This is a genomic window from Bacillus salitolerans (assembly GCF_042680805.1).
GTDB classification, from domain to species: Bacteria; Bacillota; Bacilli; order Bacillales; family SA4; genus Bacillus_CJ; species Bacillus_CJ salitolerans.
On record NZ_JBHUEM010000003.1, the window covers coordinates 388,728 to 410,646 of the forward strand.

At 36.9% G+C, this 21,919-nt stretch carries 19 protein-coding genes; 15 read left to right on the forward strand and 4 right to left on the reverse strand.

Annotation, left to right across the window (positions count from 1 at the left end; all coding sequences use genetic code 11):
* The first annotated feature begins 90 nt into the window (after positions 1-90).
* Entirely contained in the window at positions 91-336 is a 246-nt protein-coding gene (locus ACFSCX_RS03535; protein WP_377926730.1) for a YkuS family protein, read from the forward strand.
* Positions 337-578: 242 nt separating this feature from the next.
* Here the strand turns inward: ACFSCX_RS03535 and ACFSCX_RS03540 are convergent, their stop codons facing one another.
* Positions 579-1,421 carry a mechanosensitive ion channel family protein gene (locus ACFSCX_RS03540; RefSeq protein ID WP_377926731.1) on the reverse strand — a complete coding sequence of 281 codons (843 nt, stop codon included), beginning with the start codon at positions 1,419-1,421 and terminating at the stop codon, positions 579-581.
* A gap of 267 nt (positions 1,422-1,688) precedes the next feature.
* Between ACFSCX_RS03540 and ACFSCX_RS03545 the strand changes: the two genes are divergently transcribed.
* The 7 genes from ACFSCX_RS03545 to ACFSCX_RS03575 all read left to right on the forward strand — a co-directional run bounded on the left by ACFSCX_RS03545 (position 1,689) and on the right by ACFSCX_RS03575 (position 10,866).
* The gene (locus ACFSCX_RS03545; protein WP_377926732.1) at positions 1,689-2,237 is read left to right on the forward strand and encodes a peroxiredoxin; all 549 of its coding nucleotides are present in this window, start codon (positions 1,689-1,691) and stop codon (positions 2,235-2,237) included.
* 63 nt (positions 2,238-2,300) lie between these two features.
* Entirely contained in the window at positions 2,301-2,750 is a 450-nt protein-coding gene (locus tag ACFSCX_RS03550) for a TlpA disulfide reductase family protein (RefSeq protein WP_377926733.1), read from the forward strand.
* Between the two features lie 207 nt (positions 2,751-2,957).
* A complete protein-coding gene (locus ACFSCX_RS03555; RefSeq protein WP_377926734.1) occupies positions 2,958-4,706 on the forward strand; it encodes an ABC transporter ATP-binding protein in 1,749 nt (582 codons plus the stop codon).
* Between the two features lie 14 nt (positions 4,707-4,720).
* Positions 4,721-6,538 (forward strand): ABC transporter ATP-binding protein, encoded by a 1,818-nt coding sequence (locus ACFSCX_RS03560; RefSeq protein WP_377926735.1) that lies wholly within the window; start codon positions 4,721-4,723, stop codon positions 6,536-6,538.
* Between the two features lie 998 nt (positions 6,539-7,536).
* Positions 7,537-8,769, forward strand: a complete 1,233-nt coding sequence (locus tag ACFSCX_RS03565; RefSeq protein WP_377926736.1) for a peptidoglycan recognition protein family protein — start codon at positions 7,537-7,539, stop codon at positions 8,767-8,769.
* A gap of 363 nt (positions 8,770-9,132) precedes the next feature.
* Positions 9,133-10,131: a DUF4349 domain-containing protein gene (locus ACFSCX_RS03570; RefSeq protein WP_377926737.1), complete on the forward strand. Its 999-nt coding sequence runs from the start codon at positions 9,133-9,135 to the stop codon at positions 10,129-10,131.
* A 72-nt stretch (positions 10,132-10,203) separates the two neighbouring features.
* Positions 10,204-10,866 carry a potassium channel family protein gene (locus ACFSCX_RS03575; RefSeq protein ID WP_377926738.1) on the forward strand — a complete coding sequence of 221 codons (663 nt, stop codon included), beginning with the start codon at positions 10,204-10,206 and terminating at the stop codon, positions 10,864-10,866.
* A gap of 27 nt (positions 10,867-10,893) precedes the next feature.
* On the opposite strand, the gene rnjA is transcribed toward ACFSCX_RS03575, so the two are convergent.
* On the reverse strand, positions 10,894-12,561 hold the full coding sequence (gene rnjA / locus ACFSCX_RS03580) for a ribonuclease J1 (protein WP_377926739.1): 1,668 nt from the start codon (positions 12,559-12,561) through the stop codon (positions 10,894-10,896).
* A 2-nt stretch (positions 12,562-12,563) separates the two neighbouring features.
* Complete coding sequence (locus ACFSCX_RS03585) at positions 12,564-12,773, reverse strand: DNA-dependent RNA polymerase subunit epsilon (protein WP_377926740.1); 210 nt, start codon at positions 12,771-12,773, stop codon at positions 12,564-12,566.
* Positions 12,774-13,404: 631 nt separating this feature from the next.
* Between ACFSCX_RS03585 and ACFSCX_RS03590 the strand changes: the two genes are divergently transcribed.
* Both ACFSCX_RS03590 and ACFSCX_RS03595 read left to right on the forward strand, forming a co-directional pair.
* Positions 13,405-14,304 carry a DMT family transporter gene (locus tag ACFSCX_RS03590; protein WP_377926741.1) on the forward strand — a complete coding sequence of 300 codons (900 nt, stop codon included), beginning with the start codon at positions 13,405-13,407 and terminating at the stop codon, positions 14,302-14,304.
* A 32-nt stretch (positions 14,305-14,336) separates the two neighbouring features.
* Positions 14,337-15,107: a Cof-type HAD-IIB family hydrolase gene (locus ACFSCX_RS03595; RefSeq protein ID WP_377926742.1), complete on the forward strand. Its 771-nt coding sequence runs from the start codon at positions 14,337-14,339 to the stop codon at positions 15,105-15,107.
* 38 nt (positions 15,108-15,145) lie between these two features.
* On the opposite strand, the gene def is transcribed toward ACFSCX_RS03595, so the two are convergent.
* A complete protein-coding gene (gene def, locus ACFSCX_RS03600; protein ID WP_377926743.1) occupies positions 15,146-15,700 on the reverse strand; it encodes a peptide deformylase in 555 nt (184 codons plus the stop codon).
* 273 nt (positions 15,701-15,973) lie between these two features.
* On the opposite strand from def, the gene ACFSCX_RS03605 reads away from it, so the two are divergent.
* From ACFSCX_RS03605 to lpdA, 5 genes are all read left to right on the forward strand, one after another.
* Positions 15,974-16,627: a YkyA family protein gene (locus ACFSCX_RS03605; RefSeq protein WP_377926744.1), complete on the forward strand. Its 654-nt coding sequence runs from the start codon at positions 15,974-15,976 to the stop codon at positions 16,625-16,627.
* A gap of 389 nt (positions 16,628-17,016) precedes the next feature.
* Positions 17,017-18,132: a pyruvate dehydrogenase (acetyl-transferring) E1 component subunit alpha gene (gene pdhA / locus ACFSCX_RS03610; RefSeq protein ID WP_377926745.1), complete on the forward strand. Its 1,116-nt coding sequence runs from the start codon at positions 17,017-17,019 to the stop codon at positions 18,130-18,132.
* A gap of 3 nt (positions 18,133-18,135) precedes the next feature.
* Positions 18,136-19,113, forward strand: a complete 978-nt coding sequence (locus ACFSCX_RS03615; RefSeq protein WP_377926746.1) for an alpha-ketoacid dehydrogenase subunit beta — start codon at positions 18,136-18,138, stop codon at positions 19,111-19,113.
* A 73-nt stretch (positions 19,114-19,186) separates the two neighbouring features.
* Positions 19,187-20,488: a dihydrolipoamide acetyltransferase family protein gene (locus tag ACFSCX_RS03620; protein ID WP_377926747.1), complete on the forward strand. Its 1,302-nt coding sequence runs from the start codon at positions 19,187-19,189 to the stop codon at positions 20,486-20,488.
* 3 nt (positions 20,489-20,491) lie between these two features.
* Positions 20,492-21,901: a dihydrolipoyl dehydrogenase gene (gene lpdA / locus ACFSCX_RS03625; protein ID WP_377926748.1), complete on the forward strand. Its 1,410-nt coding sequence runs from the start codon at positions 20,492-20,494 to the stop codon at positions 21,899-21,901.
* Positions 21,902-21,919 lie beyond the last annotated feature (18 nt).

Genomic DNA, 21,919 nt, shown 5'->3' on the forward strand with positions numbered 1-21,919 from the left:
TCTTAGACTATTTTTCTACCTTGATATCATGTGTGATGTAGTATATTTTCGATGCTTTTGTTGCACATTACACTTGAGGAGGTGGATGAAATGGCTCGTATTGGTGTAGAGGGATCTTTAACAGATGTACGTGATGCCTTAAAAGAAAGAGGCTATGACATCGTAGACTTACGAGGAGAAAATGATGCAAAGAATTGTGACTGCTGCGTCGTTACAGGATTAGATTCCAATGTAATGGGTATTAGCAATACAGTAACAGCTGGTTCGGTTATAGAAGCAAACGGTCTTACAGCAGAGGAAATATGCCAGCAAGTTGAAAGTAGACTACAAAGATAAGAAGAACAGCCATTAGCTGTTCTTTTTTTGTAAGTTAAAAAAGTATAAGTTTCTGGTGTTTAGTTTATACAATGTTACTTCTAAGCGCCCAGCCAAGATGAAATGGCGACGATCTTTGCCATTTCATCCTACTCGAGGGAAAAAGAAAAATCACTTTTCCCTATGGTCAAATGCTCTGCCTTAGGCTAAACGGGGCGCACTGTGCCTTTTGTTCTATCAAGTATAATGGATTTGATTAGTATTTATTGTTGATCTTTCTTTTCAACATAAACTTGATGAGGATAAGGGATTTCAATTCCATGTTTATCAAGTGCTTGCTTCAGAGCTTTTCGTAGTTTTCGCTCAGCAGCCCATTGTCCCATATTTTCAGTTTTTGCAATGATACGAATGACTACATCAGAAGTACCTAGTGATTGAACTCCAATTACATTTGGACCTTCTTTAATGGTCTCATCTTCTTTTGCTATTTGATCACAAGTTTCTTGAAGTACGTGAATTGCGTTATCTATATCATCATCATACGATATTCCAATATCTACAAGTGCCCTCATATTTCCTCTGGAGTGGTTGCTTAAACTCGAGATTTGTCTGTTTGGAATGTAATGAAGCGTTCCGTCAAATCCACGAACTTGGGTAGTTCGTAGTCCAACGGCTTCAACAATTCCAGAAAAACCTGCGGTTGTAACATAGTCATCCACATCAATTTGTTTTTCTAATAATAAGAAAAAACCCGTAACAACATCACTCACTAACCCTTGGGCGCCAAACCCTATTGCTAGACCTACGACTCCAGCCCCTGCTAATAAAGCTTTTGCATCATAATTAAATATCTCGAAAACCATGACAGTAAATATAAACATAAGTATGTAAGAAAAGACATTTGTTGCAAGGCTTTCTAACGTTTTTGCTCTGCCTAATGATACATTATCACGTTCGACGACTTTTTTGAATGAGCGTTTTATTAGCGATTTTCCTGCTTGCTTCACAATAAGAAAAACAAATAGGATAATGACTAGCCTTACTACTATTTGTCCAGAACCTACGATTAGGCTAGTCCAATCAATTTGCTCGAGTGAAAAATTCATGATGATTACATTCCTTTCTTGCTAAAACTTATAAAGAGCATATTAGTATATTCCCTTTTTTCAACATGTTAAACTAATAGTAGGGAAAAAATGTAATAAATTGTAACGAATAACGAAAAAATCCTATTATTTATAATAATTACTTATTAATATTGACTATTATCAACTTACTTGTTTATACTTTTTACATGGATTAAAATGGGAATTGGTTGAGAATACTAATTTGGTGTTCTTAATTGAAATATTTAATTTTTGGAGGGAATACATATGGCAGAGCGCATGGTAGGAAAGCAAGCACCACGGTTTGAAATGGATGCAGTACTTGCAAATAAGGAGTTTGGAAAAGTTAGTCTAGAAGAAAACATGAAAAATGATAAGTGGACAGTGTTATTCTTCTATCCAATGGACTTTACGTTTGTATGTCCAACGGAGATTACTTCTTTATCAGACCGCTATGATGAGTTTGAAGACTTAGATGCGGAGGTAATTGGAGTATCAACTGATACCATCCACACCCACCTTGCATGGATTAAAACAGATCGTAATGATAATGGCCTTGGAGATTTAAAATATCCTTTAGCTGCTGATACGAATCATCTTGTTTCGAGGGATTACGGGGTATTGATTGAAGAAGAAGGTATTGCTCTTCGTGGTCTATTTATTATAAGTCCAGATGGAGAACTAATGTATTCTGTTGTAAATCATAATAACATTGGCCGTGATGTAGATGAAACATTACGTGTTCTTCAAGCTCTTCAAACTGGTGGACTTTGCCCGGCAAACTGGAAGCCTGGTCAAGCAACATTGAACGTATAACCTGTAATAAGGTCTAACAAATAATGTTAGACCTTTTTAGTCCATTAAAAGGAGGAAAAAGAGATGAAGCTAAGAGAACAGATGCCACCGTTAGAAGGAGCAACTGCCTGGATAAATGGAGAGGTTACAAAAGAGCAGCTAATTGGGGAGAAACCTACGCTCATTCATTTCTGGTCCGTTAGCTGTTACTTATGTAAAGAAGCGATGCCAGACATTAATCTGTTTAGAGATAACTATCGTGATAGACTAAATGTTATTGCCGTACATATGCCAAGGTCAGAAGAAGATTTAGATATAGAAAAAATCAAGGATGTCGCAAACGAACATGATATTACTCAGCCTATTTTTGTCGATAGTGAGCATAAATTAACAGATGCATTTCAAAACGAATATGTTCCAGCTTACTATGTATTTGATAGAGATGGAAATTTACGACACTTTCAAGCAGGTGGAAGTGGCATGAAGATGCTTACTAAACGGGTTGATCGTGTTTTAAATGAAGCGGCACAGTGAATTTGAACTAGATCCAGTGATTAGCTGGATCTTTTGCGTTTTATGCAAGGAAAGTACTAGGTTTTATTGGAATTAAAACCTTCAAAAAAAGGAAATAAAATACTGGTAATTTACTTCGGAATCCGATATATTTTAATATACGTCGTATTTTTTGTCATTTCTGAATATATATTTATTTGTTTCAGTCGGAACTAAGGAGGGAACATAATGGAAACATTTAAAAAGCTGAAGCAATTTTACTGGCCTTATCGTAACTTTTTTTACTGGTCAATGTTTTTCTTATTATTTGTAACGGCAATTACAGTTGTCTATCCGATGATTTTGCAATACACGATCGATAATGTGGTACTAGCTGGAAATTATAGCTATATTCCTTATTTATCTTTAGGATTTGTTGCGCTGATGATTATTAAAGGTATAACCACATACTTTCATCAATACTTAGGTGATATGTTTGGTATACGATCGGTATATCGACTACGTAACGCACTGTATGAAAAACTGCAGTTTTTACCTTTTAGATATTATGACAATGCAAAGACAGGTGACCTCATGTCACGATTGACAGCTGATGTGGAAGGGTTTCGCTTCTTTTTATCATTTGGTTTCGCGGAATTGTTGAGATTTACCTTACTAATAACGCTCAGTTTAGGTGTGATGTTTTATTACTCTGTACCTTTAACTTTGGTTACAATGGCAGCGTTACCGTTTCTTGCTGTCGTTGTTTATCAGTTTGATAAAAAGGTTCACCCTGCTTTTCGTGGAATTCGCAAGTCATTTGGACGGTTAAATACAAAGGTCCAAGAGAACATAAGTGGGATCAATACTGTCAAATCTCTATCAAGAGAAGATTTTGAGATTGATAAGTTTAACACATCAAATGGAGACTACCGAGAAAAATATTTAACTACTTCAAATGTTTGGGCGAAGTATTTTCCATTAATGGAGTTTATAGGTAATATTTGTGTTGTGGCCTTACTCTCATATGGTGGATATCTAGTGATAAACGATTCTGTTCAACCAGGGGAGCTCGTCGCTTTTTTTAGTTTAGTGTGGTATATAATGTGGCCAATCATGAACCTTGGATTTGTTATTAATCTATTCTCACAAGCTAAAGCATCAGGTGAAAGATTGCTTGAAATATTAGAAGCAGATAACGAGATTCATGAAAAGGATAACCCAATTGAAAAAGAACGATTAGATGGAAATGTAGAATTCAAGGATGTGTCCCTCCTGTACCGTAAAGAAGATGATGAAGCTTTAAAATCTGTTTCATTCCAAGCTCATCCAGGAAAAATAATTGGTTTAATAGGGGCAACTGGTAGTGGTAAAACAAGTATTACTCAGTTAATTACAAGGTTTTATGAACCAACGGAAGGTCAAATATTAGTGGATGGTATCGATATAAAAGAATATGCACTACGGACACTTCGAAAGAATATAGGCTTTGTTCTTCAAGAATCCTTCTTATTCTCATCTTCCATTAGGGCCAACATTGCCTATGGGAATCCAGATGCGAGCATGGAACAAATTATCGATGCTGCCAAACGTGCACAGGCTCATGAATTTATTATGGAAATGCCGGATGGGTATGACACGATGTTAGGTGAGAGAGGAATGGGGCTATCTGGAGGGCAAAAACAAAGAATCGCAATTGCAAGGGCCATTTTAATTGACCCTAGTATCCTAGTATTAGACGATGCAACAAGTGCGGTAGATATGGAAACAGAATTTAGAATTCAAAAGGCATTTAAAGAGGTTATGGATGGACGAACAACTTTTATTATTGCTCACCGGATTTCTTCCTTGAAGCATGCTGATGAAATCCTAGTGTTAGAGGATGGTATCGTAGTTGAAAGAGGCGTACATGAAGATTTATTGAAAAATAATGGTCCATATCAACGAATTTACGACATTCAATATAAAGATCGAGAAGTCGTATTACAAGAACAATAGGAGGGAGGATTAATATGAAAGGTAGAGAATCAAAAAAGCATTTAGATCGTTTCCACTATTCAACGGAACAGGTAATCGAGAAACCGTTCAATTGGAAGCAGTTATCAAGGCTATTTAGTTATATGAAGCCATATTCAAAAAACTTACTTCCATTAGCATTTCTGGCAATGATTGTTTCAACGGCTGTTCGGTTAATTGTACCGATTATCATAGGGGTATATACATTAGATTATGCAATTGCAGAAAAGAATTCAAAGCTACTGACGACATTAGTTATCGTTATTGCCTGTTTATACTTGTTATCCTATATTGGAAATGTACTGAGAATTCGCTGGACGAACTTACTTGGTCAGAATATTATCTATGATTTAAGGCAACATCTATTTACTCATGTACAGCGATTATCACATCGATTCTTTGATTCAAGGTCAGCTGGATCCATTCTAGTCCGAATATTGAACGACATCAACTCACTGCAGGAATTATTCACAAGTGGAGTCATCAACCTACTAATGGATTTAATTATGCTAATTGGGATTTTTGTAATCTTATTTTCATTAAGTCCCGAATTGACCATCGCAGTCATGATTATACTCCCAATTATGTTTTTCATCTCAACAAGTTTACGTAGGAAAATTCGTCGTTCGTGGCAGGTTGTCCGAATTAAACAATCAAAATTGAACTCACATTTAAATGAAAGTATACAAGGAATTCGTGTTACTCAGTCATTTAAACAAGAGCATCAAAACATGGAGTTTTTTGATGGAGTGAACACAGAAACACATGATTCATGGCAAGATGCAACAAGGAAGAATGCCATGTTTAGGCCATTCGTTGAAATGTCAAATGCAATTGGTACAGCTATACTAATTTGGTACGGTGCAAGTTTAATTGCCAATGACACGATTACGATCGGAATTTTTGTTTCCTTTGCTTTTTACTTAGGTATGTTCTGGGAGCCTATTTCTCGCCTTGGTCAAATTTATAATCAGTTGTTAATGGCGATGGCTTCCTCAGAGCGTATTTTTGAATTTCTTGATGAAAAGCCCAATGTTCCAGAAAAAGAAGGTGCCACTCGTTTAGAAAATATTAAAGGTCATATTGAGTTTGAACATGTAGAGTTTGCATATGATGAGAAACGAAAAGCACTGAAGGGTATTTCGCTTGAAATGAAGCCTGGTCAGACGGTAGCACTTGTCGGTCATACTGGTTCAGGGAAGACAACGATTGCAAATCTAGTGAGTCGTTTTTATGATCCCACTAGTGGAATCGTTAAAATCGATGGGAATAATCTGCGAGATGTCACGTTAGAAAGCATTCGTTCGCAAATAAGTGTTGTTCTTCAAGATACGTTTATTTTTTCAGGAACCATTAAAGAGAATATTAGATTTGGAAATCCAGAAGCAAGTGATGAAGAAGTAGTAAAAGCAGCACAAGCGGTGGGTGCACATCTATTTATTGAGAAGCTTTCGAATAGCTATGATACCGAGGTTGAAGAACGAGGAAATATCCTCTCGGTTGGGGAACGACAGTTGATTTCTTTCGCAAGAGCCTTACTTGCAGATCCAAAAATATTAATACTCGATGAAGCAACAGCAAGTATAGACACCGAGACTGAAGTAAAGATTCAAACTGCACTTAAAACTTTACTCAAAGGTCGAACAGCGATTATTATTGCTCATAGACTATCGACCATTCGAGAGGCAGACAATATTATTGTCCTCGATCATGGTGAAATAATTGAACAAGGTAACCATGCTCAATTAATGGACGTGAAAGGCGAATACTACAAACTAGTGAAAGCTCAATTTAATATGCTTAGTGCTGGTTAAAAGAAACTCGTTTCGAGTTTCTTTTTTTGTGCGAAAATTTGAGAATTGGTCATTTGAAAAATAACTGAACGATATAAAGAAATGAAAGATCAATAGTGATCAATGAAAGTTAAATCAACAGAGGTAAGTAAAAGAAAAAACGAGGTAAGTAAAATAAGGAACGGGTAAGTAAAAAGTATAACGAGGAAAGTAATGCATATGAGAGGTAAGTAAAAGAAAAAACGAGGTAAGTAAAATAAGGAACGGGGTAAGTAAAAAGTAAAACGAGGAAAGAAACGCGCAAGAGAGGTAAGTAAAAGATGAACCGAGGTAAGTAAAATAAGGAGCGGGGTAAGTAAAAAGTAAAACGAGGAAAGTAATGCACAAGAGAGGTAAGTAAAAGATGAACCGAGGTAAGTAAAATAAGGAGCGGGGAAAGTAAAAAGTAAAACGAGGAAAGTAATGCGCAAGAGAGGTAAGTAAAAGATGAAACGAGGTAAGTAAAATAAGGAACGGGGTAAGTAAAAAGTAAAACGAGGAAAGTAATGCACAAGAGAGGTAAGTAAAAGATGAAACGAGGTAAGTAAAATAAGGAGCGGGGTAAGTAAAAAGTAAAACGAGGAAAGTAATGCACAAGAGAGGTAAGTAAAAGATAAAACGAGGTAAGTAAAATAAGGAACGGGGTAAGTAAAAAGTAAAACGAGGAAAGTAATGCACAAGAGAGGTAAGTAAAAGATAAAACGAGGTAAGTAAAATAAGGAACGGGGAAAGTAAAAAGTAAAACGAGGAAAGTAATGCGCACGAGAGGTAAGTAAAAGATGAAATGAGGTAAGTAAAATAAGGAACGGGGTAAGAAAAAATAGAGCAAGTAACCGAAACAGAGTTAAAATTCCTGCTTTTCACCCTTTCTCAAGGAAAGAAGAGTGGAAAATAATACTATATAGGAGAAACAGTATGTATTACCATAGACACATCACCATTTTTCTAAAATTGCCATATATATAAGAGGGGTGATATTTATGGAGATTATTGATAAAAGGAATGAACTGCCAAGTCATCCAACAAAGACATATCGTAGAAGAGCACTTTCTGCCATAAAAAATATTGCGATTCATCATAGCGCGACAACTTCTGGGAGTGCCGAAAGCTTTGCCAGGTATCATGTAAATGAGTTAGACTGGCCAGGGATTGGGTATCACTTTGTTATAGATAAGGATGGCGATATTATTCAGTGCCATGACCTCGAAGTGATTAGCTATCATGTTGGAAATAGTAACTCTAGGGCACTTGGGATTTGTATGGTCGGTGATTTTCGAACGCAGCAGTTGACTGACCCTCAGCGTAAGGCAACATTGAATCTAATCCTCGATTTAGTAGATCAGCTTGAGCACGTAGGTATTAATGATGTTTGGGGCCATCAGGAGTTTCCAGGTTATGAATGGAAGCCTTGTCCGTCCGTCAATATGGAAAATATCAGAGCAGAATTACTTTCCATCCAAAAAGGGGGCTCACCTATATATTATCGATCTCCATCCTATATTTCAGGTAGGAGGAAAAGAACCTACTTAAGCATTGGAGATCAAGGTGATGACGTATTGGCACTGCAGGAGAGACTTACTGAGTTGAATTTCAAACCGGGTGATGTGGATGGTATATTTGGAAAAATTACAGAGGATAGTGTTAAACGATTTCAACGGGCAGCTAGCTTAAACATTGATGGGGTTGTCGGGCCATTGACTAGAGAGGCATTAAAAAGCTATGAAGCCGTTTCAAACATTGAACTTGCATCTCCAACTGATGAGGCAGATGATCAGGAAAGTATGTACGAAATGGAGTCAAGGCGTCTTTTACGACTACTTCGGCCTTATATGAGGGGCGACGATATACGAAATATCCAACAAAAGGTAGGAGCAGTCGAGGATGGGATTTATGGTCCAAGTACAGCAGAGTTAGTGAGGGAATTCCAAAGAAAAAATAACTTAGTATCAGATGGAATCGTCGGACCAAGAACGTGGCAAGCTCTGGATCGTACAAGTACAAGAGGAGTTCCGTACTCACGCCTATTATTCTTAAATAATCCGTATATGCAAGGGCGTGATGTAAAAAGAATTCAGGAAGCGTTAACGATTACAGCAGATGGGATTTATGGCCCCTTAACAGATCAAGCAGTTAAGTCTTTTCAACGTCGTGAAAGGCTTAATGTTGATGGTATAGTAGGGGAAAGAACATGGAATCGATTATTTCAGGCATAGACTTTCACTTATAAAAGTGGGAGTCTTTATTTGTGGATAACTGAGCGATATGCGTGGTAATCCGGCTCCAGCGACCAGCCCGCCTGAGGTCAAATAACCTGTAATGTTTTATTCAATTATCAAGAAAGTATAAAAGTTAGTGACTTGGAATCCAGCTCCAGCACCCAGCCAGGATGAAATGGCGACGATTATTGCCATTTCATCCTATTCAAGGTCAAATAACCCTAAATGAAAAGGGGAAAAGCACTCTTTTTCTCATTTAGGAACATTTGCTCTGATTGAGGCGAACCGGTGCGCAACTCCTTTTTTTCTTTGTAACATTTTTGTAACAATTGCGTCTAATGATGAAAAGGAGGGATTGTCATGAAAATGAAAAGCATGATAATAAGTATGGTGTTTATAATGATGATATTCACTGTGAGTGCGTGCAGTGGTGGATCACAGCTTTCCACAGAGGAATCAACCAGTTCAGATAGTCAAGCGGCACAGGATTCCACAGAGGAATCAACCAGTTCAGATAGTCAAGTGGCACAGAATTCTGCATCGATGGAGTCAAAATCAACTGAAAATTCTATGAAAATGAAACAGGAAGGTGCAGATTCTGGAACAGAGCTACTAACTAGTGAAATAAAAAATGTAACCGATCAAATGATTATTTACCATGCTAACATCCGTATGGAAGTGAAGGATTTTATGGAAGCTAGAGAAAATATTATCAATTATATAACAAAGAACAATGGATACATTGCAAATTCTACAACAGAACAGATGCATGATGGTAATTTAGGTGGCTCCCTAACAATTCGGATTCCACAAGAACATTTTCAAACAGTTATCAATCAGGCAGAATCGTTGAGTGTAAGAATTCATCATCAAACCATTGAAGGACAAGATGTGACAGAAGAATATGTGGATCTCAATTCTCGATTAAAATCAAAGGAAGTTGTGGAACAAAGATTGTTGGGCTTTATGCAAAAGGCAGATAAAACAGAGGATTTATTAAAAATTTCTTCTGATTTGGGGCGAGTTCAAGAAGAAATTGAACAAATTAAAGGTAGGGTCCATTATTTACAAAATCAAGTTTCTTTTTCTACAATCCATCTATCCATTTTCGAAAATAAAGTAATTGTGCCATCGATTGATGAAAAAGATACAAACACTTGGGATAAAACGAAAAAGCAATTTGTGAATAGTATTCAGTTTTTACTTAGTCTTGCATCTGGAATATTTATTTTTATAATTGGGAATTCACCTGTTTTACTATTCTTTGCGCTAGTAGCTATTATGGTTATCTTGATTATTCGTCATCAAAAGAAAAAACTGCATAAGAAGGGTTCAGAAGAAAATTCAAACATGGAATAGAAGATAGAGACAATCACTCATCATATGATAAAATGGGGAGAAAAGATATAGCACCAAAATGGAGGAATATATGTGAAAAAGGAGTTTGCAGTAATAGGTCTGGGGAGATTTGGTGGTAGTATATGCCGTTCATTAAGTCAACAAGGAATGGAAGTACTTGCTATTGATATACATGAAGATAAAGTAAACGAATTTTCATCCATTGCTTCACATGCTGTTGTGGGAGATACAACTGATGAGATGGTTTTAAAGAGTCTAGGGATTCGCAATTTTGATCATGTTATTGTTGCAATTGGTGATAATATTCAAGCAAGTATTTTAACAACGCTTATATTAAAGGAGTTAGGGGTCAAACATATTACAGTAAAAGCCCAGAATGACTATCATGAAAAAGTGTTAACGAAAATAGGGGCAGATCATATCGTGCATCCTGAGAGGGATATGGGCCAGAGAATCGCTCATAACATCGTTTCCAATAATGTGTTAGATTACTTAGAGCTCTCCGATGAACATAGCATTGTAGAGATTATCGCTAGCAAACATGTTGATGGATATTCTTTAATTGATTTAGATATCCGCGCGAAATATGGGATCAATATCGTCGCAATAAAGCGAGGCAAGGATATCCTTGTTTCACCACAAGCCTCTGAGCTCATCCGTCAAGGAGATATACTCATTGTAATTGGCGCTGACACTGATATTAATCGGTTTGAAAAGAATTTAATAGAAGATTAAAAAAGGCCTCTAGGAGGCCTTTTCTTTTTAAACTTCCATAATGATTGGTAAGATCATTGGTCGTCTCTTTGTTTTTTCATAAAGGAATGGTGCTAATGTATCTGTAATTTCATTTTTAATTTCAGACCATTGTGTCGTTTTTCGTTCCATTACTTTATTTAAATGATTCGTTATTAATTTTTGAGCATCGTTGATTAAATCGCCAGATTCCCTCATATATACAAAACCGCGAGAAATTAAGTCAGGTCCTGCAGCAATTTTAAATTCTTTCATATTGATACTCACAACCACTATAACAAGACCTTCTTCGGAGAGAATACGGCGATCTCTTAGAACGATATTCCCTATATCGCCAATACCGCTTCCATCAATATACACATTCCCAGAAGGGATTTTACCGGACACGGACGCTTCTTCTGAGCCTAAAGCGAGCACTTCCCCGTTATCCATAATAAAGCAGTTTTCCTCTTGAACACCACAATCAACAGCTAGCTTAACATGCATTTTTTGCATGCGGTACTCACCGTGAATAGGCATAAAATACTTTGGCTTCATTAATCTGAGCATTAACTTTTGCTCTTCTTGTCCACCGTGCCCTGAAGTATGAATATCGTTCAATGAACCATGAATAACTTCTGCACCAGCACGGTACAAACGGTCAATTGTGCGACTAACACTGATGGTATTACCTGGAATAGGTGACGAAGAAAATACAACGGTATCACCAGGAATAATTTGAATTTGCCTATGTGTACCATTTGCGATTCTTGATAAAGCTGCCATTGGCTCCCCTTGGCTACCTGTGCACAGAATTACCACACGATCAGCAGGCATACGGTTAATTTGTGAAGGCTCGATAATCGTATCCTTAGGACAACTGATATATCCAAGATCTTGGCCAATTGTGATAGCTGCCTCCATACTTCTTCCGAATACAGCGATTTTCCGTCCGTTCAGTACAGCAGCTTCCACCACTTGTTGTAAGCGATGAATATTTGAAGCAAATGTTGCAAAAATGATTCTTCCTGATACTTTACGGAAAATCTCATGAATGCTCTCACCCACACGGCGTTCTGACATTGTGAAATGAGGAACTTCACTATTTGTAGAATCAGATAATAAACAGAGAACTCCTTCTTTTCCGATTTCAGCCATTTTTGTAATATTAGCTGGCTCTCCTACCGGAGTAAAATCGAATTTAAAATCACCCGTGTGAACGATTTGTCCTGGAGGTGTTTTAACAACAATTCCGAAGGCATCTGGAATACTATGTGTCGTTCTGTAAAAAGAGACGGAAGTTTTTCTAAACTTTATCACATCGTCTTCTTTAATCTCATGTAACTGAGCAGTCCGTAATAGCCCATGTTCTTCTAGTTTATTTTTAATTAAACCAAGGGCTAGTTTTCCAGCATAAATCGGAATATTTATTTCACGTAAAAGGTAAGGAATCCCCCCAATATGATCCTCATGTCCATGTGTAATAAATAATCCTTTAATTTTTTCAACATTTTTGATTAAGTAGCTATAATCTGGAATAACATAATCGATGCCTAGTAATTCATCTTCAGGAAATTTTATCCCCGCATCAATAATTATGATTTCGTCCTGAAATTGAACTGCGTACGTATTTTTACCGATTTCACCCAGTCCGCCAAGGGCAAATACGGCTGTTTGGTCGTTTTTCACAAACTTCATAATTAGACCGTCTCCACTTTATAAGCTTCAGCTAGTTGCTCATACTCTAAAAAAGCACCTGTAACAGGCTGGACAAATTCAATGTTATAACGACGATCAGCTAATACTTGACGAACTTCTCTTTCGCTGTTCGCTTCTACATATAACGTTTTTGTACGTTCTCTAACGGGTGCTTCAAAAATACTTTCTTGATAATAAATCTTAAATATCATTTCTATCTCTCCTTGAAATACGTTTATAGATCATGTTCATTTGTTTAAAAAGCCGTGCCGTACAATATGATAGGCAAAAAGCCACTTTTATGTTGGGGGTGTACTGGCTTTTTACCATTATGAACGAATCTAATAAATAAATTTTTGCTTTCTAAAAAACTGGCTTTGAAGCCAGTAATTACTATATTTATATATAAGTGAAGACTTTTATATCTTCAAATGTAAATAACAAAGTATATCTGTCCTTCCATTATAACGAAAAAACAAAATATTTTCATGTTTTTTCTAACGTATGAAATTTTTAGTAATAAATGTGAGCAACTAGAAGATGTCCTTCATTTATGTGAAGGACATTTTGTTTAGGTTGAATGATTTAAGTTAAGCAATTGTTTTTTTACGAAGAATATCGTTCCATTGTCTCCATAATCTTTTTCTAAGCTTTTTTAACATTTTACCCATTCTCTCCTTTCAAGTCCAATGTTATACCTTTCACTGAGCGCTTGTTTGTTATTAGTATATGGAATAATAGACTAACCTTTCATGGGTATATATGGAATTGAAATCATATACATTGACAATAATTCTAGCTTCATTTAGCGTTTTGTTTAGATAAATGAGAGGGGTAGATGGAATGGGGCGTCTGTATGGTGCTTTATTGATTTTAAGCTTAATATGGGGAACTTCATTTTTATTTATAAAATTTCTTGTAGAACCATTGGGGGCATGGGGTGTTGTATTTTGGCGGTGCATTTTTGGTTTAATGATTCTGCTACTTGTTGTTACCGTTCGAAAGGAATGGAGAGCGATTAATAAACTACCCTATAAAATGATTTTTCTTGTATCCCTTCTTAATAATGCTATACCATGGGCACTCATTGCCCTTAGTGAGACCAAAATTTCTAGCAGCTTTGCATCATTATTGAATGCTACGACTCCAATCTGGACAGTGATAATAGGATATATTTGTTTTTCATCAAAGCTAAAAAATACCCAGTGGATCGGTGTAGCTATTGGTTTTTTAGGTATCATTATTTTGACTAACTTTAGTATTCTTAATTTATTTCAACAGTCTTTTATCGGCTTATTTACAATGATATTTGCTACCATTTGTTATGGTTTTTCAACCCATCTTTCTAGGAATTACTTAAGAGGTGTGAGCATCACGATGATATCGACAAGTACTTTAGCAGTATCGGCTGTCATTAGCTTCCTGTTTGCGATTATCTACAATCCTGAGGCTTTTCAAAACTTTGTAGAACTAGATGTTATCTTGTCCTTAGTAGGTTTGGGAATTTTTGGATCAGGAATTGCCTATCTATTATATTATTATATGATTCAAAAGGGCTCAGCTGAGTTTGCTTCCTTAGTTACGTATCTCGTCCCGATTACAGCACTTATTTGGGGATATCTTTTTTTACGTGAAGAAATTACCTTATCCATGATTTTGGGTTTTTGTTTCATAATCTTTGGTGTTTATCTTACTTCAAAAAAACCAAGACAATCAAAAATTCGCTCTAAAGCTATTGCCTAACTTTATTACCTAGAAAAAGGGGACTTATAAGAATGAGAAAGATTGTATTTTTTGATATTGACGGGACATTATTGGACCATGATAAAAAAATTCCTACTGATACAATAAAAGCTATACAGGAATTAAAGAAGAATGGTCATTTTGTAGCGATTGCTACAGGAAGAGCCCCATTTATGTTTAGTGACATAAGAGAGGAGCTCTTAATTTCTTCCTATATTAGTTTTAATGGTCAGTATGTTGTAGTAGATAATGAACCTATTGTGAAGAATTCATTAAGTAAAGCTACTTTAAAAAAATTACATGAGCATGCAAAAAAGAGTGGACATCCACTTGTCTTTATGAATCATGAAACAATGAAGGCAAGTGAGGGAAACCATCCTAATATACACGAAAGCTTAGGTACATTAAATTTTGCTCATCCAGAGGCAGATCCCTTATTTTATAACCACCATGATATTTACCAAACACTTTTATTCTGTGGGAAAGGTGAGGAAGATGAGTATGTGAATCGCTATGAAGATTTTCATTTTATTAGATGGCATGAAGTTTCTACAGATGTATTACCGAGTGGGGGATCAAAAGCAAAGGGAATCCATCATTTCATTAATGAACTAGGGTTTAAACGTGATGACGTAGTAGCGTTTGGAGATGGGCTAAATGATGTAGAAATGCTTCGTTTTGCAGGTAGTGGAGTAGCGATGGGCAATGCGACACCCGAGGCAAAAGAAGCAGCAAATTATGTTACAAAGGCAGTAGATGATGGTGGAATTGTACATGGGCTTGAACGTTTAAACCTAATATAAAAAAGAGCGCCCAAGGGGAACTGGGCGTTCTTTTTTATTTATCGGTCAATGGGTTTTGCATGTTTAGGCTCAAGGAAAGGATCTTGATCATTAATATGGTCATAAAACATGACCCCGTTTAAATGATCGATTTCATGTTGAAAGACAATTGCTATTAGCCCTTTTAACCTTAGTTTAACTTCTTCTCCATTTAATGTAGTTCCTTTTACCGTAACTTTTGCATACCTAGGAACGTAGCCAGGTACATCACGATCCACCGATAGACAGCCCTCACCACTTGTTAAATAACACATTTCAACTGAATGGCTAATAATTTTTGGGTTAAAGAGGGCATAACTATAAAGATTCTCTTGGTCATCTGTAACATGAATAGCAATCATTCTTTTTGAAACATTAATTTGAGGTGCTGCTATTCCAATGCCAGGACGAAGTTGATATTTGGCAGCTATTTCTGGATCTTGACTGTTAATAACAAATTCGAGCATTTCCTTAAGAGTATTTTTTTCTTCCTCAGTTGGAGGAAGCTTTACCTCTTTTGCTACTTGTCGAAGTGTAGGATGTCCCTCTCGTATAACATCTTTCATTGTAATCATGATGAACAACTCCTTATGGCCATAAAGATATACTTTCGTTATTATATATATACGAATCCTTTACAGGATACCATAACTGCTAGCTTTTAAAAAAGAAAACTATTAAATATTCCGATAAAATTGGAGATTTTTAAGTGAGTATGAAACTACATTACTTTACATAGGACTATTTTTTAGGACAAGTGCATATGGATGGAATATAGTTTTGGTTGTAAAAATGTTTAGAAAAAATTATAGTAGAACTTGGAGTATAAAGGGGGAAATTCTAAAACGATGAGATATGTATTATATATTCTACTGCTAAGTGGCCTTTTAATAGCTGGATGTCAATCTGGACCAACTCCAGCTGAGCAAATATATGTTCATTTGGAACAAGCTGTTGAATTAGAACAGGACTTTGAAGATCAACAGGATCCAATGGTAAAACTTGAGCAAGAAGAAAAGGCTATTTATGATCAAATAATAACACTTGGTATGAAGGAAATTGACAAAATTAAGGAACTTTCGACAGAAGCAAGTGTAATTGTTGATGAGCGTAAAGAGAGATTAGAAAAAGAACGAGAGAGCATTTTGAAATCGAAAGAAGAATTTAGCAAGGTAGAAGAAATAGTAACAAATATTGAAGAAGAAGAATTGAGAGAATTAGCTAACCAGCTGACACAATTAATGGCTAATCGCTATGAATCGTATGAGAAATTATATAACGCTTATTCAACATCAATCACTTTAGATAAAGAGCTATACGAGTTATTTCAACAAGAGGACTTAACGATGGATCAACTTGAATCTCATATTGAAAAAATCAATGATAGCTACGAAGAAGTGATTACACTGAATGAAATGTTTAATGAAATAACAACAAATTATAACGCAGCAAAGAAAGAGTTCTACACAGCTGCAGGACTAGAAGTTACCTATGAGGAATAGGCGCTAAAGAGAGGACCGAAAAGGTTCTCTTTTTTTCTGTTCTATAAAAAATGGTACAGAAGTTAGTTGTGTAATAATACAGAGTTTTAAATTTGGATAATTATGTAAAATTATGATCTTGCTAAATGTTATTAAACTCAATGATTGACGAAAAAAAGCGAGATGATGTACACTAAAAATTAGAAATAGAATTGTATTAGTTAATATTTGATTATGACTGATACAGATGACCAAGTAACTTTACATACATCTGTTAGTCAAACATGGCTTTCATGCTTTTATTAGTATGACTTTCATTCATAAATTTTGGGTAACCTAATGCTGTATGTAAACTTATTAAACTATTTTATAAAATCACATGGATTATTAAAGAAGGAAGGGTGACTTAGATGGCTGCAAACACAAAGAATGCTACTTTTGATCAACAAAAGCAGTTTGATGCAATCGCAGACCAATTTCAAACGTTTCAAATCTTGAATGAGGAAGGCGACGTGGTAAATGAATCAGCGATGCCTGAATTATCGGATGAGCAATTAAAAGAATTAATGACTAGAATGGTTTATACACGTATATTAGACCAGCGTTCTATTTCCTTAAACCGTCAAGGACGCTTAGGATTCTATGCTCCAACTGCTGGTCAAGAGGCTTCACAAATTGCTTCACAATTTGCACTTGAAAAGGAAGATTTTATATTACCTGGTTACCGTGATGTTCCGCAAATGATTTGGCATGGATTACCACTTTATCAAGCATTCTTATTCTCCAGAGGACACTTCCATGGAAACCAAATGCCAGAAGGTGTAAATACCATTTCTCCACAGATTATTATTGGTGCACAGTATATTCAGTGTGCTGGAGTTGCTTTAGGAATGAAAAAACGTGGAGCAAAATCTGTTGCGATTACCTATACAGGTGACGGTGGGGCTTCTCAAGGTGACTTCTATGAAGGCATTAACTTTGCTGGAGCGTTTAAAGCACCAGCTATCTTCATTGTTCAAAATAACCGATTTGCGATCTCCACACCAGTTGAAAAGCAGTCTGCTGCAAAAACAATCGCCCAAAAAGCAGTTGCTGCAGGTATTCCAGGAATTCAAGTTGATGGAATGGACCCATTAGCAGTTTATGCTGCTGTAAAGGATGCTCGTGAAAGAGCTATTAATGGAGAAGGACCAACGTTAATTGAGGCATTAACGTATCGCTATGGCCCTCATACGATGGCAGGGGATGACCCAACGCGTTATCGTACAGAAGAGCTTGATAATGAATGGGAAAAGAAAGATCCACTTGTTCGTTTTAGAAATTTCTTAGAGAAAAAGGGAATTTGGAATGAGGAAGAGGAAAATCAAGTAATCGAACGAGCGAAGGAAGAAATAAAAGAAGCAATTAAAAAGGCAGATGATCAACCAAAGCAAAAGGTAACGGATCTAATGTCAATTATGTATGAAGATATGCCAAACCATTTAAAAGAGCAAATGGAAATATATAAAGAAAAGGAGTCGAAGTAAGCCATGGCTCAAATGACAATGATTCAAGCAATTACTGACGCGCTACGCACGGAGCTCAAGAATGACCCAAATGTTTTAGTTTTTGGTGAAGATGTTGGGGTTAACGGTGGAGTATTCCGTGCTACTGAAGGATTACAAGCAGAATTCGGTGAAGACCGAGTATTCGATACACCACTAGCTGAATCAGGAATTGGTGGACTTGCAATTGGCTTAGCCCTTCAAGGCTACAGACCTGTACCGGAAATTCAATTTTTCGGGTTTGTATATGAAGTTATGGATTCTATTTCTGGTCAAATGGCACGTATGCGTTATCGTTCAGGAGGTCGATACACTTCACCAGTTACGATTCGTTCTCCGTTTGGTGGAGGAGTACATACACCAGAATTGCACGCAGATAGCTTAGAAGGACTAATGGTTCAACAGCCAGGATTAAAGGTTGTCATCCCTGCAACTCCGTATGATGCAAAGGGATTACTAATCTCAGCAATTAGAGATAATGATCCAGTCATTTTCTTAGAGCACATGAAGCTATATCGCTCTTTCCGCGGGGAAGTACCTGAAGGGGAATACACTATTGAACTAGGTAAAGCAGATGTAAAACGTGAGGGGTCAGATTTATCAATAATCACGTATGGTGCGATGGTTCATGAATCCTTAAAAGCGGCAGAAGAACTCGAAAAAGAAGGACATTCTGTAGAGGTCATTGATCTTCGAACTGTGATGCCGCTTGACCTTGATACAATCATTGCCTCTGTTGAGAAAACAGGCCGTGCAATTGTTGTACAAGAAGCGCAGAAACAAGCAGGGATTGCAGCAAATGTGGTAGCGGAGATAAATGATCGTGCGATTTTAAGCTTAGAAGCCCCTGTATTAAGAGTAGCTGCTCCTGATACAGTTTATCCATTCTCAGCGGCTGAAAGTGTATGGTTACCAAATTATAAAGATGTGATTGAAACAGCGAAAAAGGTTTTAAATTTCTAAATATAAGAAAAGTTGATAGAAGGAATCATTGACTTGATTTCTTCTCCCATTAAAAAAATAGGAGGCGAAACCTGTGTCATTTCAATTTAAATTACCTGATATCGGTGAGGGTATTCACGAAGGTGAAATAGTAAAGTGGTTTGTTAAGCCTGGCGATGAAATCAATGAAGATGATGTCCTGGCTGAAATCCAAAATGACAAAGCAGTCGTGGAAATTCCATCACCTGTTAAGGGGAAAGTGATTGAGTTAAAAGTTAATGAAGGTGAAATAGCAACGGTGGGTCAAACGATAGTAACATTTGATGCACCAGGTTACGAAAACCTTAAGTTTAAAGGTGATGACCATGATGAGTCGCCGAAAGATGAGGAAAAGGCAGCACCTGTAGTAAAAGAAGCAGCTGTTCCTTCAGCAGAGGCAACTCAAGAAGTTGATCGAAGCCGCCGAGTAATTGCAATGCCATCTGTACGTAAATTTGCTCGTGAAAAAGGTGTAGATATAAGAGAGGTATCTGGTACAGGCAAGAATGGTCGAGTATTGAAGGAAGACATTGAAGCATTCCTTTCTGGTGGAACGAAGACTACAGCTCCTGCAGTAGTAAAAGAACAAGCTTCTACCCAGCAAGAAGCAGGAGAAGAAAAGGCTATTGCACCTACTCCAATACCTGAAGGGGACTTCCCTGAAACACGTGAAAAAATGAGTGGTATGAGAAAAGCAATTGCGAAAGCAATGGTAAACTCAAAACACACAGCACCGCACGTAACATTAATGGATGAAGTGGATGTAACAGAGCTTGTTGCACATCGTAAGAAATTTAAGCAACATGCCGCTGATCAAGGTGTTAAGCTAACCTACTTACCATACGTTGTGAAAGCTCTAACATCAGCATTGAAGAAATATCCAGTTTTAAATACATCATTAGATGATCAGACAGAAGAAATAATTCAAAAGCATTACTACAACATCGGTATTGCGGCTGATACAGAAAAAGGTTTGCTAGTACCAGTTGTAAAGCATGCTGATCGTAAATCAATATATGATATATCAAATGAAATAAATGACCTTGCTTCAAAGGCTCGGGATGGAAAACTGTCAGGGAACGAAATGAAGGGTGCTTCTTGCACAATCACCAATATTGGATCTGCTGGTGGTCAGTGGTTCACACCAGTTATCAACCATCCAGAAGTGGCAATACTAGGGATTGGGCGCATTGCTGAAAAACCAGTCGTACGAAATGGTGAAATTGTTGTTGCACCTGTTCTTGCTTTATCATTAAGCTTTGATCACCGTATGATTGATGGAGCGACAGCACAGAACGCTTTAAATCACATTAAACGTTTACTAAATGACCCACAATTAATCTTAATGGAGGCGTAATCAATGGTAGTAGGAGATTTTCCAATTGAACTAGATACTCTTGTCATTGGAGCAGGACCAGGTGGTTACGTTGCTGCAATTCGTGCAGCTCAATTAGGTCAAAAGGTAACCATAGTCGATAAAGGTGTATTAGGTGGAGTATGTTTAAATGTTGGATGTATTCCTTCAAAGGCACTAATTGCAGCTGCACACCGTTATGAAACAGCACTACATTCAGAAGATATGGGAATCAAGACAGAAAATGTAACAGTTGACTTCTCAAAGGTTCAGGAATGGAAAGCCGGCATTGTTAAGAAATTAACAGGTGGAGTAGAAGGGTTATTGAAGGGCAATAAGGTTCAAATCCTGAAAGGGGAAGCATACTTTGTTGATGCCAATACCGTGCGTGTAATGGATGAAAACTCAGCACAAACGTATAAATTCAATAATTGTATTATTGCAACAGGCTCTAGACCGATTGAAATTCCCACTTTTAAGTTTTCGAAAAGAGTCATCGATTCTACAGGTGCACTAAACTTAACTGACATTCCAAAAAGCATGGTTGTAATTGGTGGTGGATATATCGGAACAGAACTAGGAACTGCTTATGCTAATTTTGGCACACAAGTTACGATTGTTGAAGGTGCTGATGAGATTCTGAATGGATTTGAAAAGCAAATGAGTTCAATTGTAAAACGCCGTTTAAAGAAAAAGGGCGTTGAAATCTTCACGAAAGCAATGGCTAAAGGTGTAGAAGAAACAGAAAATGGTGTGAGTGTAACGTTCGAAGCAAATGGTGAAACAAAAACTGTTGAAGCAGAATATTGCTTAGTAACGGTTGGCCGTAAGCCGAATACAGACGAATTAGGAATAGAGCAAGTAGGCGTTGAAACATCTGAGCGAGGTATTATCAAGATTGATAAACAATGCCGAACGACGGTGGAAAATATTTATGCTATTGGCGACATAGTTGATGGTCCACCACTAGCACATAAAGCATCATATGAAGGAAAGATTGCAGCAGAAGCAATTAGTGGCCATCCTGCGCAAATTGATTATCTTGCAATACCTGCTGTTGTTTTCTCTGATCCAGAAATGGCAACAGTTGGATATTCAGAACAAGAAGCAAAAAATGAGGGAATTGAAATCACTGCTACTAAGTTTCCATTTGGGGCTAACGGTCGTGCTCTAGCATTAGACAGTGCAGATGGTTTCTTAAAGCTTATTACACGTAAAGAGGATGGTTTAGTAATAGGTGCACAAATCGTTGGTACAAATGCTTCTGATATGATTGCTGAGCTAGGTTTAGCAATTGAAGCAGGTATGACAGCTGAAGATATTGCGATGACTATTCATGCACACCCAACATTAGGAGAAATTTCAATGGAAGCAGCTGAGGTTGCCATTGGAAGTCCTATTCACATCATAAAATAAGTTCTACTAAATGGAAAC